This is a genomic window from Persicimonas caeni, assembly GCF_006517175.1.
Lineage (GTDB): Bacteria > Myxococcota_A > Bradymonadia > Bradymonadales > Bradymonadaceae > Persicimonas > Persicimonas caeni.
In genome coordinates, this window is sequence record NZ_CP041186.1 from 2,918,400 (window position 1) to 2,934,323 (window position 15,924).

At 63.6% G+C, this 15,924-nt stretch carries 15 protein-coding genes; 3 read left to right on the forward strand and 12 right to left on the reverse strand.

The genetic code is table 11. The annotated features are described in order from the left end of the window. Positions 1 to 36: 36 nt before the first annotated feature. The 3 genes from FIV42_RS10730 to FIV42_RS10740 all read right to left on the reverse strand — a co-directional run bounded on the left by FIV42_RS10730 (position 37) and on the right by FIV42_RS10740 (position 3,733). Positions 37 to 1,419 (reverse strand): hypothetical protein, encoded by a 1,383-nt coding sequence (locus tag FIV42_RS10730; protein WP_141197681.1) that lies wholly within the window; start codon positions 1,417 to 1,419, stop codon positions 37 to 39. Positions 1,420 to 1,628: 209 nt separating this feature from the next. Then, entirely contained in the window at positions 1,629 to 3,002 is a 1,374-nt protein-coding gene (locus FIV42_RS10735) for a M20/M25/M40 family metallo-hydrolase (RefSeq protein ID WP_141197682.1), read from the reverse strand. An 8-nt stretch (positions 3,003 to 3,010) separates the two neighbouring features. Next, on the reverse strand, positions 3,011 to 3,733 hold the full coding sequence (locus FIV42_RS10740) for a CPBP family intramembrane glutamic endopeptidase (RefSeq protein ID WP_168210555.1): 723 nt from the start codon (positions 3,731 to 3,733) through the stop codon (positions 3,011 to 3,013). Between the two features lie 189 nt (positions 3,734 to 3,922). On the opposite strand from FIV42_RS10740, the gene FIV42_RS10745 reads away from it, so the two are divergent. Next, positions 3,923 to 4,207 carry a twin-arginine translocase TatA/TatE family subunit gene (locus tag FIV42_RS10745; protein WP_141197684.1) on the forward strand — a complete coding sequence of 95 codons (285 nt, stop codon included), beginning with the start codon at positions 3,923 to 3,925 and terminating at the stop codon, positions 4,205 to 4,207. Between the two features lie 20 nt (positions 4,208 to 4,227). Continuing rightward, positions 4,228 to 4,725: a hypothetical protein gene (locus FIV42_RS10750; protein ID WP_141197685.1), complete on the forward strand. Its 498-nt coding sequence runs from the start codon at positions 4,228 to 4,230 to the stop codon at positions 4,723 to 4,725. A gap of 51 nt (positions 4,726 to 4,776) precedes the next feature. On the opposite strand, the gene FIV42_RS10755 is transcribed toward FIV42_RS10750, so the two are convergent. From FIV42_RS10755 to FIV42_RS10790, 8 genes are all read right to left on the reverse strand, one after another. Next, positions 4,777 to 5,079, reverse strand: coding sequence for a hypothetical protein (locus tag FIV42_RS10755; RefSeq protein WP_141197686.1), 303 nt, complete (start codon positions 5,077 to 5,079; stop codon positions 4,777 to 4,779). A gap of 73 nt (positions 5,080 to 5,152) precedes the next feature. Continuing rightward, on the reverse strand, positions 5,153 to 6,205 hold the full coding sequence (gene tsaD / locus FIV42_RS10760) for a tRNA (adenosine(37)-N6)-threonylcarbamoyltransferase complex transferase subunit TsaD (RefSeq protein ID WP_141197687.1): 1,053 nt from the start codon (positions 6,203 to 6,205) through the stop codon (positions 5,153 to 5,155). 11 nt (positions 6,206 to 6,216) lie between these two features. Then, positions 6,217 to 9,960: a response regulator gene (locus FIV42_RS10765; protein ID WP_141197688.1), complete on the reverse strand. Its 3,744-nt coding sequence runs from the start codon at positions 9,958 to 9,960 to the stop codon at positions 6,217 to 6,219. Between the two features lie 334 nt (positions 9,961 to 10,294). Beyond that, positions 10,295 to 10,711, reverse strand: a complete 417-nt coding sequence (locus FIV42_RS10770; RefSeq protein WP_141197689.1) for an SseB family protein — start codon at positions 10,709 to 10,711, stop codon at positions 10,295 to 10,297. Between the two features lie 224 nt (positions 10,712 to 10,935). Beyond that, a complete protein-coding gene (locus FIV42_RS10775) occupies positions 10,936 to 11,346 on the reverse strand; it encodes a DUF2752 domain-containing protein (protein WP_141197690.1) in 411 nt (136 codons plus the stop codon). Next, the gene (locus FIV42_RS10780; protein ID WP_141197691.1) at positions 11,343 to 11,783 is read right to left on the reverse strand and encodes a CopD family protein; all 441 of its coding nucleotides are present in this window, start codon (positions 11,781 to 11,783) and stop codon (positions 11,343 to 11,345) included. Before FIV42_RS10780 ends, FIV42_RS10775 begins: the two co-directional genes overlap by 4 nt. A gap of 14 nt (positions 11,784 to 11,797) precedes the next feature. After that, complete coding sequence (locus FIV42_RS10785) at positions 11,798 to 12,835, reverse strand: hypothetical protein (protein ID WP_141197692.1); 1,038 nt, start codon at positions 12,833 to 12,835, stop codon at positions 11,798 to 11,800. Between the two features lie 158 nt (positions 12,836 to 12,993). Then, positions 12,994 to 14,004, reverse strand: a complete 1,011-nt coding sequence (locus FIV42_RS10790) for a BtrH N-terminal domain-containing protein (protein WP_168210556.1) — start codon at positions 14,002 to 14,004, stop codon at positions 12,994 to 12,996. Positions 14,005 to 14,050: 46 nt separating this feature from the next. Between FIV42_RS10790 and FIV42_RS10795 the strand changes: the two genes are divergently transcribed. After that, complete coding sequence (locus tag FIV42_RS10795) at positions 14,051 to 14,662, forward strand: hypothetical protein (RefSeq protein ID WP_141197694.1); 612 nt, start codon at positions 14,051 to 14,053, stop codon at positions 14,660 to 14,662. Positions 14,663 to 14,868: 206 nt separating this feature from the next. On the opposite strand, the gene FIV42_RS10800 is transcribed toward FIV42_RS10795, so the two are convergent. Continuing rightward, positions 14,869 to 15,921 (reverse strand): methyl-accepting chemotaxis protein, encoded by a 1,053-nt coding sequence (locus tag FIV42_RS10800; protein WP_141197695.1) that lies wholly within the window; start codon positions 15,919 to 15,921, stop codon positions 14,869 to 14,871. Positions 15,922 to 15,924: the final 3 nt, after the last annotated feature.

Consider the following 15,924-nt stretch of genomic DNA (forward strand, 5'->3'; position numbering starts at 1 on the left):
CGCCGAAGCGGAGGGGAAGCGTCAATCAACCACCACTTAGCTGTCGGAAGTGATCGTCCAGCCGGCGGTCCAGTCGTCTTCGCCGACGGCGCCGATGAAGCCGGCGTCTTCGAAGAAGCTGTCACCGTCGGGCTGGACCGAGTCGGTCAGCGCCGGCGAGCCGCTCTGGGGAACCCAGCCGTCGAGCATGGGGTCGGTGGCTTGGTTGCCGTTCTGGCCTTCGAACCACTCTTGGACGGTGAACGGCTCGGTGGCCTCGGCGTCTTCTTCGTCGTCTTCGTCGAACGTCTTGTTGCAACCGTTGACGATGGAGTTGACCATGGTCAGCTCGCCGCTGAAGTCGCCGGCGTCGGCGTCCCAAGCGTTCTCGAAGGTGGCGATATCGTCGATGTCGATGCAGGCATCGGCGAAGTTGGCCACGATCATGTTGTAGTAGTTGCCGGCCACGCCGCGGCGAAGAACCATGCCGGTATCACCCTCGGCGCCGCCCAGGAGCGTCACGTTCGAGATGACCGGGTGGCTGCGCGGGCTGGCGTCGTTGTCGGCCTTGAGGTTGTCCGACTCGATGCCGCGGTCGGCTTTGTCGTCGAATTGCTGGACGACGGCGTACTGGATCTTGCCCTGCCAGCCGTCGGTCCAGTCGATGCTGTCGTCACCGATACCGGTGAGAACCAAGTGCTTGGCCTCGGCGGTGCCGCCGAAGAACTCGACGCCGTCGTCGCTGTTCATGTGCACCTGCACGTAGTCGATGACGGTGCCACGACCGACGCCCTGGAAGGCGATGCCGTTGAGCTCGTCCTCGTCGGTGATCAGGTCACCGGCGAACTCGACGCGCACGTATTTGAGCGTGCCGCTGCTGTCGTTGGGGTCGTCACCGCCGTACTTGCCGGTGTTGCCCTCGCCTTCGGCCTCGGCGCCGGTGTTCAGCGGGGCATTACCGTTGATGATCATGCCGCCCCACATGCCACGCTGGCGGGTGCCTTCGTCGGCAGCCGGGGTGAAGACGATGGGGGCGTCCTTGGTGCCCTCGGCCATGATCTTCGAGTTGCGGCGGATCGTCAGGAAGGTCGTCTCGGAGGTGGCCGGGTCGGCGAAGACGGTCACGCCGGGCTCGATGGTCAGCACGGTCTCTTCGGCGTCGTCACCGACGAAGACCGGCCCTTGGAGTTGATAGATGGTGCCGTCGTTGGCCAGCGTGAGATCTTCGGTGATCCCGCCGGTGATATTGCACAGCGTGCCAGAGTCGACTTCCGAGCAATCGACGTTCGGATGGTCGAGGCCTTGGCCGTTATTCGAGCCGCCGTTGTTGGTGGTTTCGTTGTTGCCGGCGTCGTCGCCGCAAGCAGCGGCGCCCAGTGAGCCGGCAAGCATGGTAGCGAGCGACAGAGCGATAAACTTCGTGTTCACATTCCAATTCATCTTGGCTTTCCCCGAATGGAAAAGAGACCAGACTGCGAATGCTCCCGGCGGGCCTATCCCGACGAAAACAGGACACAAACGGGCAATGGGCGCCCGTCCAGTTCGGGGTGCACAATGTCATCGATGGATGGAATTGAAGTGGCGTGTTTGTGACGATTTACTCGCCACAATGTAACGACCGTGTGACACCTCCCCGGTCGGGGGAGGAGTTACTTGGCCAAAAAGCGGCTCACCACGTCGTAGAGCACGCGTTGTCCCCACACGAATCCGTCGACGGGCACGCGCTCGTCGACGCCGTGAAAGAGGTCGCTGAAGACGAGATCGCTGTCAGGATCGAGCTTGAGCGGGGCGAATCCGTAACAGCGCATGCCCAGGCGGCTGAAGAAGCGCGCGTCGGTGTGGCCCGGGATCATGTAGGGGGCGGGAATGGCGTCCGGGGCGTGCACCGCGAGGGTGTCGGTGATCGTGTCGAGCAAGGGACTGCCGATGGGGTTGGCCTGCACGGCGGGCGCCTCGGAGACGACCTCGATGTCGATGGCGGGATCGTCGATGCAGCGCTCGACCTCGCGTTTGAGGTCTTGGCCGTTGAAGTGCGGCAGGGTGCGGCCGTCGAGATCGCAGCTGGCCTCGCCGGGGATGACGTTTCGGTTGGAGCCGGCGTGCATTACCGTGGGCGAGACGGTGTTGTGCAGCAGGGCGTTGAAGTTTCGAGAGATCGACGGATCGGGCAAGATTTTGTCGAGCACCGGCCCGGAGAGCCGGCTGTTGAGCAGGCTCTTGAGCCCCATGCTCGCCGGCAGCGGCTGGGTGTCGGCGAGCTTGCGGATGAAGTCCTCCATGACCGGCGACAGGTGGTAGGGAAGCCGGTTTTTGCCGAGGGTTTCGATCGCCGAGGCCAACTGGACGAGCGCGTTGTCGGGCCGCGGGATGGAGCCGTGGCCGGAGGGGCCACGCGCGGTCATGCGCAGGTGCACCGAGCCCTTCTCGGCGACCATGATCGGGATATAGCTCTGCGGCCCGATATTGAGCCAAAACCCTCCGACTTCGCCGAGCATGAACTCGGCGTTGACCCGCGAGGGGTGATTGTCGACCAAGAACTTCGAGCCGTGCCCGCAGCCGGCCTCCTCGTCGGCGACCGCCGCCACGATCAAGTCACGCTTGCGCTCGCGGCCCGAGCGGGCCATCAGCTTGGCCACCATCGTGCTCATGGCGACCATATTCTTCATGTCCACCGCCCCACGGCCCCAGATATGGCCGTCCTCTTCGGCCCCCGAAAAGGGTGGGTGGGTCCAACGAGCCGCCTGGGCCGGGACCACGTCGGTGTGGCCGGCGAGCAAAAGCGGCCCGCCAGTGGGGGTGTCGACCGTGGCCGGCAAGCGCACCACCAAGTTCGCTCGCCCCGGCGCGCTCTCGACGATCCAAGGGTCGAGGCCGTCTTCCGACAGCGCCTCGGCCAGGTACTCGGCGGCGCGATTCTCGTTGCCGGGCGGGTTGGTGGTGTCGAGGCGCAGAAGCCCCTTGAAGAGTTCGACCGCTTCGCGGCCTGTTTCGTCCCAGTCGATTCCGTGCGGGTCGAGCGGCATCGTTCCTCTCAGCGAAAGACCATCACGATCACGTCGTAGATCGCATGCGTGTAAACCGCGACCGCAAACCCTCGCAGGTAAAAGATCACCGCCAACAGCACGCCGGCGAAGAATCTGTACGTAAACGAGCCGAGTTCAAATGGATCGCCCAGAGATCCGATATAGTGGACCGCGCTAAACAACAGGCTCGAGACCAATACGGCAGTGGTCGCAGCCAGCCACGCCGGCCATTTGACCCACTTGACCCCGGCGTAAAACATGCCGCCCATCAAGAAGAGGCGGAAGACGAGCTCCTCGTACAGCCCGGCGCCGATGCTCAACACCAGGCTGTCGAAGACGCCGTACTCGACCGCGCCGGCGCCCGACGCCAGCAGCACGTCGAGGCCCAGCCCCCGCATCATGCCGATGACGGCGGCGCCGAAGAAAAACGCGTACACCGTGCTCTCGGCGATGACCTTGGGCCACAGCTTCGGGTTGAACTCGCCCTTTTTGCGCAGCCAGATCAGCGACAGGCCGAAGGCGATCAGTATCCCCAAGTTGATCAGGAAGTAGTTCCAGAAGTTATGGCCGGCCAGGGCCATCAGCACGTCGGTCACGAAGTCGACGCCGTTACGCACCCCACCGGTGGCCAGCAGCCCGAGCTGGTAGAGCACAAAGAGCGGGAAGACCAAGATGACGCTGGTGGGCAGGTCGCGGGTCTTATCCAAGTAGGTTTTGACGGCCTCTTTCATCTTCATGTCTCCAGCTTGGGACGTTCCTCGATGTATAACAGGCGCACACTTTTAAAATATTCACGACGGGAACTTTCTTTCGCAAATGGATGTAGCCTGCTACAACTTGGCCCACGGGGCCAGTCAAGCAGTTGGATTTCTTGATCTTGGCCGACCAATCGTGGATCATTTCTTCGCGGAAAAGCGCTTATGGTTCCCAGCTTGACCGAGATCATCCTGCTGATCGTCATCGTGATCTGTATTTTCGGACTCGGAAAGCTCGGTGACATCAGCGAAGCGCTCGGCGAGATGCGCGCCAAACGAGCACGCAGCCTTCCCGGGCCCGATGCCGTCGACATCACCCCCGAGCACCAACGCCGTGCGTCGACGGACGCTGCCGAGCCCAAGCCGGGCACGCGCAAGCCTCCGGTCGATGAAGCGATGATCGACGAAGACGAAGATAACAAGCCAAAAGCTAACGACTCTGAAGCCTGAACGCGCAGTACGAGGATTTCATGCTGGTCGACCTCATCGCTCCCATCGCCAACATGCCCATGTTGGCCGAAGCCGCCATCACCTGGACGCCGTCCACATTCTATATCGCAGCGGCCATCGTGCACGTGTTCGTCTATCTGATCGGCTTCAAAGTGCTGCAGACCGACCCCGAGCACAATACGTTCGTGGGCGCGGTGATCGCGGCGGTGGTATCCAACTTCGCCACGTTCGTGCTGCGCGACTTCGGCCTGTTCGGCATTTTGGGCGCCGGCGCGCTGCACTTTGTGATGCTGGTGGCCATCACCAGCGGTGAAGCGGTCAAGTCGCTGGTCGTCTTCCTGATCTCGATGGCGGCGTATGCCGGCCTGGGCACCTTCATCACCCAGCGCACCCCGCTGCGCGCCGAGAATATCGGTGGCATCCCCATGGTCATCATGACCGGCGGGCTCGAAGCCGAGCCGATCACCGAGGAAGAAGCCAACAAGATGTCCGCGCCTGCCGAAGACAAGACCCAATAAGTCGAACCCCGGTAAGCCCAGACTCGGCAAACCAAGATCCGGGAAGCTCGGTTACAGTTCTAGATCGGCGATGAGCGCGTCGACGTCTCGCTTGATGGCGTCAAAGTCGACGCCGTCGTCGAAGATGACGATCAGGAAGTCTTTGCCCGCGCCGACCAGGTAGACGTTTTCTTTGGCGTCGAGGCCGGTGGCGACCATCGGCTCGGTCGCGCCGGCGGTGGCCTTGAGCGCGCGAGCTCGGCCGACGCGCGCTCGCACCGAGCCGGCGCGATCGACCACGAGCGCCGCCTTGATTTGAGCATGCTCTTCGAGCGCACCCATCATTTGATTGCGTTTGGCATCCTCTCCGAGCAAAATACTCCTCCTCAAACAACTGCGAGACCAATCGACCCGCTCGACACCGACCGACGGGTGCAAGCGGTGGATGCTACCGGTGAGTACGCGCCTTGGTGCGCTTGCTGACGCCCAGCGGCATGCTCCCGCGCGCTTTGAGCCCGTGGCTGGTAAAGCCCGGCGCGTCGAGCTGCTGCAGGTAGAACTCGGCCACGGCGCCCAGCATAGCCGCATTGTCCGTACAAAGCGACGCCGGCGCAATGAAGATGTCGACGTCGGCCTCGTCCCCGGCCGCGCGCATGGCCTGGCGCAGGCGGCTGTTACAGGCCACGCCGCCCGACAGCACCACTCGCCCGATATCGTTCTGGTGGGCCGCCGTCATCACCTTCATGACGAGCACGTCGACGACCGCCTCTTGGAAGGAGGCGCACAGGTCGTTGAGCGCCTGGCCTTCGGGGATGCCGTGCTCCTCGAGATGCTGGAGCACCGCGGTTTTGAGCCCGGAGAACGAAAAATCGAGGTTCTTGCGCGTCCACATCGGCCGCGGGAAGTCGATCGCGGCCGGGTCGCCCGTCTTGGCGAGTCGGTCGATCTCGACGCCGCCCGGATAGGGCAGCCCGAGCATCTTGGCGACCTTGTCGAAGGCCTCGCCGGCCGCGTCGTCGCGCGTGCGGCCCAGCAACGTGTAATCGCCCAGCTCGTGGACGATGTAGATGTCGGAGTGGCCGCCGCTGGCGATGAGGCCCACGTAGGGAAACTCGGGGGTGCCGACCTCGTCGAGGTCCAACAAGACCGTGGTCAGGTGGCCCTCGAGGTGGTTCAGGCCTACACATGGCCGGTCTTTGGCGAAGGCGAGCCCTTTGGCGGTCTCGACGCCGACGAGCAGGCTGCCGACCAGCCCCGGACCGGCGGTCACCGCGAAGCCCTCGATGTCGTCGAGAGTCTTCTGGGCGCGCTCGAGCGCCTGATCGATGACCGGGTGGATGTCACGAATATGATTGCGGGAGGCGAGCTCGGGCACCACGCCGCCGTAGCGGGCGTGCACCGGGATCTGGCTGGCGACCGCGTTGGACAGGATCTTCTTCCCGTCCTCGATGATCGCCGCCGAGGTCTCGTCGCAGCTCGACTCGAGGGTCAAGACCAGCATGGATTACTCTCTCAGAGCCGTTCGAGAATCGAGCGAACCTCGTCGGCGCGCTTGCCGGACGGCTGTAGATTCAGAAACTTCTTGTAGGCGCCCTTGGCTTTGCCGATGTCGCCGCTGAGCTGATAGGCGGTGGCCAGGTCGAGGTACATACTCGCCTTGCGGTAGCCGAGGCGGTCGGCGCGCGACAGTTGCTTGATCGCTTCGCCGTTGCGTCCGGCCCCCAGCGCGGCTTGGCCGTGCAGGTAGGCGGTCTTGCCGTGGCCGGGCTTCTCCTTGCTCAACTTGCGAAGCGCGTCGAGCGCTTGGCTGTTGCGGCCGCGATTGACCAGGCGCTGAGCGCTGGCCAGACGGTCGTCGAAGCTGTTGCCGCTCGCCTTGGGCTTCTGGGGCGCGGGCTTTTTGGCGGGCTCGGTCTTGGGCGGCTTGTTTTGCACCGCCGGCTTGGTTGCACCGGCAGCCGGCTGGTCGCCCTGGCCGGCGTTGGCCACGGGCTGCTGATTGGCAGTGGCCGGGTCGACCCCGGCGACGGCCACGGCAGTCTGCGTGGCGGTGGTCTGGACGTCGGCGCCGTAGACGCCGGCTTCCATCTGCGCCTGCGCCTCGCTCAAGCCTTCGGGCTCGGGCGTCTCTTCAGCCGGCTTTTCGGCCACCTCTTCTTTGGCCGGCTCCACCGGCGCTTCGACGGCCGGCTCCGGAGTCTCCTCTTTGGCAGGCTCTTCGTCGGAGGCGGCAACTTTGTCGCCTTCGGCGTTCTCGGGCGTCTGGTTGTCGCCGGTGGCCACGGCGATGACAACCGCGGTCAACGTCGCCAGAACGGCGACGGCGACAAAATACACCCAACGATTGCTCGTCTGAGGGACGTCCTCGAACTCCCAATCGTAATCACCCTCTTCACCGTCGGAGAAAAAGGCGTCCTCGTGCGACTTGTCGGCGAGAGACTCCTGGAAGAAGTCATCTTCTTCGTCAGCAGTCGCCTCTTCTTTCTCGGCCTCTACTTTCTTCTCGGCCTCTTCGGTTGCTTCCTCGTCGGCCTCTTCTTCCTTCTCGGCCTCTTCTTCCTTCTCGGCCTCTTCTTCCTTCTCGGCCTCTTCTTCCTTCTCGGCCTCTTCGGTTGCTTCCTCGTCGGCCTCTTCTTCCTTCTCGGCCTCTTCTTCCTTCTCGGCCTCTTCGGTTGCTTCCTCGTCGGCCTCTTCTTCCTTCTCGGCCTCTTCTTCCTTCTCGGCCTCTTCGGCCTCCGGTTCCTCTTCGGACGCTTCGTCAGCAGCCTCTTCTTGCTTGTCGGCCTCTCCAGCCTCCGGCTCTCCAGCCTCCGGCTCTTCGGCTTCCGGCTCTTCGGCTTCCGGCTCTTCTTGCTTCTCGGCCTCCCCAGCCTCCGGCGCGGCTTCGGCAGCCTTGCTTCCCGGAGATTGCGACAGGTCGTATTCGGCCTTGACGACTTGACCGTCGGCGGCCGACCGCTCGACCTTGGCGGGCGCCTCTGCCGGGGTGACGTCGACGGCGGGAATCTCGTCGGCGGACTCCTCTTCCTCGTCGATCGGCTCGGTGACCTCGTCGGCCATCCGGCCCGGCTTTTCGATCGGCTCGACGATCTCTTCTTCGTCGTCGACGGCCGAAATCTCCTCGGTCACCCGGTCCGAGCGATCGATGTCGAGGTCTTCTTCCGCCGGCGCATCGTCTTGCTCCGCCGTCCCCTCTTGTTCGGCCGCTTCCTCCGGCTCTTCCTGTTCGGCCGCTTCCTCTTGCTCGGCCGCTTCCTCTTGCTCGACCGCCTCTTTTGGCTCGGCCGACTCTTTCGGCTCGACGGCCTCCTCGGCACTTGCCGACTGTTCGACCACGTCGCCTTCGTCGTCGGCCTTGGGAAGTTCGTCGGGGTCGATGGCCGCAAACGGCGCGCTCTCGCGCACACTTCGCGACGCCTCGCGCTTGACCGACGCCGCCTCCTCGACCGACGCGGCACGCCGCTCGGCACTGCTACGAGGCTCTTCTTGCTGGGCCTGTTGGGCGGCCTCGGGCTCCGGCTCCGCCTGAGTGGCATCGACAGCCTCGTCGGCCTGCTCGGCCGACTCTTCCGGCTCTTGGAGTTCTTCGTCCTCTTCGTCTTGGAACAACCGCGCGACCTGGATTCCCGGGGAGGTCTGGTCGGCGGGCGAGCGCTTGGGGAAATCGTCCTCGGCGCTCACGTCTCCGTTGGGCGTGGCGATCGGCGTCGGCTGACGGGTGCGGTGTGCCGTCTGGCTCTCTGCAGGGGGAGTCTCTTCGTCGCGAGCCACCCTCTCGATCGGCGCGGTGGTGCGCCGCTCGGCAGCCTCGTCACCTTCGAGCTTGTCCGCCTTTGCCTCATCGGACTTGGCGGCCTCGTCACGTGGGACAGCCTGCAGCTGTTGGATCGTCGCCTCGAAGCGCCCGCTCTGGCGCAGAAGTTGGCGCGCCTCCTCTTCACGTCGGCGCACCTCGCGCTCCTCGAGCTCGTTGAGCGCGCTGTCGGCGTCGAGTTGCTGAGGGCTTTCTGCGACGGCCCGCTCGTCTGCAGCCGGCTGCTCGACGATCGGCTCTTCGGCCCGCGGCTGCTCGAGGGTTCTGCGCGCACGTTCGTCGGAGTCGTCTGCGGCATCCCAATGCACCTTCCAGTGCCCGCCGCCCTCGGCACCGGAGCTCGATGCCGCCTCGGGAGTCTCGGTGGTTTGATCGCCCAGCGGGCTGATCTCGACCGACGAGTCGACCTGCGTAAACGGGGTCGGCACGTCCTCGTCGTCCTCCGCTCCGGCAAGCCACGCCTCCAGGTTGGAGGTCTTCTGCGAGTCGGTCGCCTCGCTCGACGACTTCTCGTAGAGCACATCTTCGCTCAAAAGCCGGCGAATGATCTGCAAGGTGGTGATATCGTCGAAGGGACTGTCATCGACGACCTCGCGCAGCGAGCGCACCCCGTCGAAGAGACGCACCACGCGTCCGGCCGGCTCGGGCAATTCGGCGAGCAGATTGGGCAGACGCTGGTAGTCGGCCTCGAAGACCCGCCCCAGCGAAGGCAGCACAGCCACCAGCTCGTTCCACTGGTCGAGGCGCTGGATTCCCTCGATCAGAAGCTCGCTCGAGTTCTTCTCGATATGATCGGCGCGACGCACGTTCTCGTGGTACTCGACGCGGAAGTCGCCGTCGGGCCACAGCATCAGCCGGTACAGGGCCTCTTCACCCTGCAGCTTGCCGCACATCGCGTCGAGGATATTGCCCTCACGAAAGTGCACGGCGGCTCGGCGCCCGTTTCGGTTGATCTGGATCGACCCCGATCGAAGCTCCTGCTCGATGGTCTGCAAGAGGTCGATCATGGTCACGTCGGCCAGGTCGCCCTCGAACTCCTCGGCTTCGCCGCCGCTGAGCCGCTGCTGGGCGCGCTTTTGCAAGAGCACCTCGACCCGGCTGGTCACCTCTTTGATGTAGATCGGTTTGGTCAAATACTCGTCGGCGCCCAACTCGAAGCCGCGCATCTTCTCGGGAAGCGAGCGCTGCTCGGTCAGGAAGACGAACGGGATATTCGTCCAGTGCGGGTGCTCTTTGACTTCGGCACAGAAGTCGAAGCCGTCCCCGTCGGGCAACTCGGTGTCGCTGATGATCAGATCGGGCTCGTGGGTGCCGATGGCACTCCGCGCCTTCTCGATCGAGTCGACGATCAGTACTCGATAGCCCGCTTTCTTGAAGCTGACCTCGAGGACTTTCTGACTCTTCGTATCCGCGTCAACTACCAGGATGGTCTCGTTCGCCACGCCCGCTCCTCCGGAGGGTTTTCCGCACTGCGCGCCAGCCCCAAAATGAGGTGGCCGACACGATCGGTAGGATCCTTACACGTCCTAGAAAACAAGCAAGAATCCTGCCGACGATCTGGTACCGCAGCGAATCTTAAATGGTTGAGGAGTCATTCACAAGGAAGGTCCGCAACGGCAAAAGAGCAAAAGAGCAAAAAAGCAAAAAGCTAGAGAGCAAAAGAGCAAAAAGCTAGAGAGCAAAAGAGCAAAACAACTCGTGCCCAAGGGCAGCTCGAGGAGCGTTACTTTTTTGCTCTTTTACTTTTTCACTCTTTTGCTCGCGCGAAGCGCGCTTTCACTCGCGCGTCAGCACGCCGAAATGCTCGGCGTACTGCTCGAGCGCCTCGACCGGGGCGCGGAAGGTCGCCGGCGAGTCGGGGTTGAAGACCACTCCGCGCACCTGTTCGCGCACGTCGAGGATTTGCTCCATCGAGTCGCGCGGGTCGAGCACCATCAAGAAGACCTCGCCCGACGCCTCGGCGCGGCCGGTGGTGCGCGCGAAGTCCTTGAGCCGGCGCACGTTGGTAAACGCCACTAGCCACGGCTCGTCGTCGACGAGCATCACCGTGGGGCGGTTGGGCCCCTGGCGGTTTTCGGCGGGCAAAAAGTACCAGCCCTTGAGCAAGAACATCGCCTGCCACAGGGCTTGAATGTTCTCGGTCGTCGGGTCCGCCTTGGCGCGGGCGACGTAGTCTCGGATTTCTGAGGCCATGGTTGGTTTCCTGTAATTCTCTGCTTTCTGGCGCCCCCCATCCGACTCGCGCTGTAACGCGCGCGAGCCACCTTCCCCGAGGTGAAGGGCTGCCCAAGCAAGCCTGAACCAAGTAGCTATTCGCGGGGTAATCCCTTCCCCAGGGGGAAGGTGCCGAGCGTGTCGTTTAACGCGAGGCGGATGGGGGGCGCCGAGAAGCTTTGCTGTCCGAAACGCCCTGCCTCCTAGACGCCGACCACAATCAAATACGCCCAATTGACCAACGGCACCACGATCAGCGAGATCTTGAAGATCTTACTCTCCGTCGCATTCAGGTGGATCTTCGTCCGCTTGTCGCGCACGAACAGCCCGAAGCTCACCAAGCCCCACAGCGCCAGCGCCGCATATACCGCCATCATCATCGGCTGCAGGCTGATCGCGCCGGCCAAGTCGCCGTACAGCAGGCGAATCGTGGCGCGCGTCGCCCCGCAGCTCAAGCACGGCAGGCCCACCGTCGCCTTGAGCGCGCACGTCCCCAGGTTGCCCCACGGCTGCTGGACCATCCAGCCGCCCAGCGGCAGGGCAAAGAGCGGGAGCATCAAGAATGCCCCCAGCGGGATATGCCCCGGGTTGCGCTGTTCGACGGCGAGTTTCATGCCAGATAGCGTCCCTTCATCAGAAAGACGATGATGATGAAGCACAAGCCGACGATGCCGTGGATGGCCATGAACAGCTTGCGCTTGCCGTCGCCCTTGTTGTGGAAGCGACGCATGCGCTGGTGGAAGAATTGGTCGGCGACGATGAGGATGAACACCAGCATGAGCTTGACGTGGAAGGTACTGCCCCACACGCCCTCGTCGACGCTCAGGTAGATCTTCGGGTTCAGGAACAGCGCGTACAGGCCGGTCGCGAGGGTCAAAAAGAACCCCGGCAACACGCCCATATAGTACGACTTCGACTCGTAGACCTTCAGGTCCTCGTCGACTCCGGTTTCACGGCTTACGTGCGTGCCGACGTGACGGGTCAGCATAAACAGGCCGCCCATCCAAAGAATGATTCCGATAATGTGCAGCGACGCCATCCATCCAGGCATAATCGATCTCCTCGTTACCAAACTCTCAACAGCATTCCAGCGATCTCTTCTGCGGTCAGCCGCCCCGCTTCACCGGGGGTGATACCCGTACAGACCGCCCGACGCAACACCGCCGAGACGGCAACGCCGCGGCCGTAGACCTCATCGCCGGGGGTGGTGATCTTCGACAAGAAGAGGTCCACGTCGGTCTGGTCGATCTCGTAGGTCAACTGGGCGACTCCGAAAGTGCGTTCGATCGCTTCGACGACCCCGGAGCGAGAAACGTAGGCTTCTGCCCACGCATTTCCACCTTCGAGCAGCGCGCGGATATCCTCGGGCAGCCAGGTTTGCCATCGTCCGGGGATTTGATCGGGATAGCTGTGGGTGGGCAGCTGCGCGGGCACCGAGTCGGCCAAGGGGATGACCATCAGGTCGCCGTCGTCGTAGGCCTCGCGAAATTCCTCGTCGTCGATCTCGTCGGCGAGCTCGCTGGCAGCCTGCTCGGTCTCCTCGATCACCAGCCAATAGCCGGGGGCGGCACACGCGAACGCCCCGCCCTCCGGGTCGGCGGCCCAATCCTCGAAGAGCTCGAGCCACAACAGCTTCGGGTTGAACACGCGCCGGAACACGCGCTCGATGGTCGACTCGCCGAGGCGGTCGAATACCTCGCCGCGCTCGTCGTTCGGCGTCCATCCGGGCAACGCCTGCGGGTCGAGCCGGCGGCGGGCCTCGAGCTCGAATTCGACCTCGGGCGCGTCACCCGTGCGGTCGAGGTAGCCGCGAATGATACCGGCGTCGTCGGGAAACCCGTACGTCAGCGCCGCCTGCGCGACGTGTTCGGGCCCTACCTCTTCGCCGCAATTCTCGCACTCGTAGCCCGCCTTTTGGGGCACCTGCGCCAACAGCTCGCCCAACCTCTCGACGGTCAGCGGGTGAAACGGCGTCGAATGGTAGAAGCGCTGCATCTGCACGTGCCCGCACAGCCCACACTCACAGCGCACGTCGGCGACATACATCACCTCCGGCTCGCCGTGCTCCCCTGGCGCGAATCGAAATACGAATGGTTCAGCCATAACTATCGCCTCGGTTGATGCAACGCCTTCTACATGAGCAATTAAGGACATAAGGGTTGCAAGTCTCGACTGCTTTCCAATTCGCAGCCCCTATGTCCTTAATTGCTTATTTAGCGGTCGCTGCAAACCTGCAAGGCCATCTCTTCTCGAAAGCAAACTCAGAACCCGCTCACGCGGTCCCAAAAAGTCGATTCGAACTGCAATACCGCCTCGGCCATCGACTCCAAGTGATGCGTCGGGTCTTCTTCGGGCTTGTCGTCGCCGCCTTCGACCCAGCGTGACATCGCCTCCAGGTAGCGCGCCAGCGTCGACCACGACGAGGCGGTGCGCGTCATGCTCACCGCGAGTTGGGCCTGGAGGATGCTCGGCACGTGCTCGCCGGCCTCGTTCAGAAAATCGCGATACAGGTAGCGGAAGTTACCTCCGCCGGTGCCCCTCTTTTCGATGCACTGAAACGCAAATCGATACGCCCAGGCGGCGTCGTCGAGTTCGCGCCAGGAGACGATCTCGGCGGCGAATTGCTCGAGGGCGGCCAAGCCGCCAAAGCCGCTCGAGTCCTCTTCCATCTGGGCGGCGTTTCGCTCCAGCGCCAGCTCCACCGCCTCGTCGAGGGGGCGCGTGTCGCCCGGCTCCAGGGTCCACCACACGTTCTGGTTGCCCATCGACGGCGGCGCGTTCGAGGCGCGGGCGCGCTCGAGCGCGTCGGCCGAGATGCGCTGCAGCCCCTCGAAGTGGGTGTCGGCGACGAGCACCTCGCCGGTGGCGTCGTTGTAGCCGACCACCGCGATCTTGTGGCCGTTGAACGGAGTGGTCGACCCCCAGTAGGGAAGTTCGCACAGGTCACACTGCACCAACACCGGCCGGTCCTCGTCGAGCGCGGCTTTGACGCCGGCCCAGGCGGCCTCGTTGTCGCCCTCGAAGTGGGGGCGAAGCTCGAGGCCCAGCGCCTCGGCGCAGTTCTCCTCGAGGCGGAAATGCCGCCCCATGATTTGGCGCGACGGGGACATATGCTCACTTTTGAGGTAATAGACCCCGAGCCCGCTGCCGAGCCCGAAGACCATCGCCTCGCTGAGCTCGATGCCGGCATGGCGCAAGATGTCGGCCATGGCCGTCGAGCCGCAATGAATCCCCGTGTGATGCTCAAAGTCTTTGACGATCCGGTCGCTCATCGGTATTTCTCGTGACTCACTTCTGCGCAACGAATATGGGGCTCCCATGCGTGTACACCAGAACCAACCGAGATACTACCGACAGCCGTCTTCGCTGACGGCGTTTGTCACCCGTCTCGGCTGGATATTTGCCGTCGCCATGCTGGTCCTGCCGCCTCAAATCACCATGGCGCAGCAGGCGCCTGCGGCCCAGGTCGATACGACCCAACAACAGTCGGCCGAAGGTGCCGAAGAGGCCGCGCCCGAAGCCCAGCAAGCCGACGAGGACGACGAAGAGTTCTTCGGCGAGGCCCACCGACGACGAATGTACGAGCAGTCGTCCCTGTCGACCACCACCGCCGTGCTCTACAACCTGGCCCTGCCCGGGCTGGGCAACCTGTACGCCGAACAATATTTCTACGGGGGCATCGCCTTCACGCTGATGGTCTTCACCCTCGTCTTCGAAGGCTACGGGCTGGTCACCAACCAGTCGGAATTCTTGTGGATTGGCGCCGGCACCGCGCTGATCGCCTACTCGGGCAGCATCGCCACGAGCGTCGTCGGCGTTCGCGAGTACAACCGCAAGCTGCGAGAGGGGTTGAAGCTGGAGACGGTCTCAGAATCTGGGCCGTGGCAGTTGCCGAAGGCGAGGACGATCGACGTCGGCTTTCGATTTTGAGGATTGACTTTCTCGGTCGCCTTGCAAGGGTGGCGTCCGCTATTCGGGGCGCCTGAACTGCGGCGCAAACTACGATTTGGGTGTTCCCCCATGCACCATAAAAGCTGAATTGAGGAACACTCAAATTGCAGTTCCGCGAGGGCGTAGTTGGCCCTCGCCCCAAATCGCGCGCCTCAACAACCACATACGCCCCACCGAAGGAACACTCAAACCGTCGCAAACCACCCGACGGGCCGCTTCCCCTCTGCCACCATCAACCGGAATCTCACGCCTTCGCTCGTTCCCGTAGGCGGCTCGCCGCCCGGCTCGTACGCCTTCAACAAATCGCGCCCCTTCGACTGCACCCACGTTCGCTGCTCGAGCACCCGGTCGAGCGCCGACTTGTTCATGGTGGTCGCCACGACGCTGCCGTCGAGCGCGACCAACGCCCCCGGCTCCGACAGGCACTCCAGCGCGCCGATGAGCAGCTGGCGCTGTTGGTTGATGAGGCCCGTCGCCTTCGAGCGCAGGTGCTCCTGAGCGTCGAGGGCGGCGTTGAAGTGGCGCGCGATCGCGCCCAGCTCGTCGTCGTAGCCGGCCTTGAGGCGGCGTTTGTATTCGCCCTCGGCGATCGCCTCGCTGACCTCTTTGAAGTAGGTCAGCCGCGCGATGAGGTGCTTTCTGAGCGCCCGAGACAAGAAAACAAGCGAGAGTAAGGCGATGGCGACCAAGACTCCCAGCCAGACGCCGTTTTGCATGGCCGTCTCACGGGCCTCACGGTCGGCGACGATCATCGCGGTGCGGTTCATCTCGACGAGCTCGAGCACCGACTGTTTGACGTGAAAGAACGTCGGGAAGGTCTCTTTTCGATACGCCACCAACGGCTCGTCGAGTTGCTGGGCGAGCAGCTCTTCACGCAGCGCCGTGTACTGGTCGTACTCGAGCTCGATCTGGTCGATCATCTTCCGCTCGCCCTCGATGGTCACGTTGTCGCGCGCCTTGCCGAGCGCGCTGTCAAAGGCGGCGTCGGCCGCGTCGAGGTTCTCGCGGCTGGTGGGGTCGACGCCCGGCTCGACGAGCGAGGCGAGCGTGGCGCTGTCCTGGCGCTCGAGCGCCTCGAGCATGTTGGTCGCCGCCGTCAGGCTGCGCACGTTCTCCTGCAGGATGCGGTCGATCCCGCGGCTCAGCTCGAAGAAGCCGACGGCAGCGCCGCCGGCCGCCAGAACAATCAGCAGCACCAGGTAGCCGTAGCCGAGTAATAGTCGGGTGCGAAGGCTCATAAG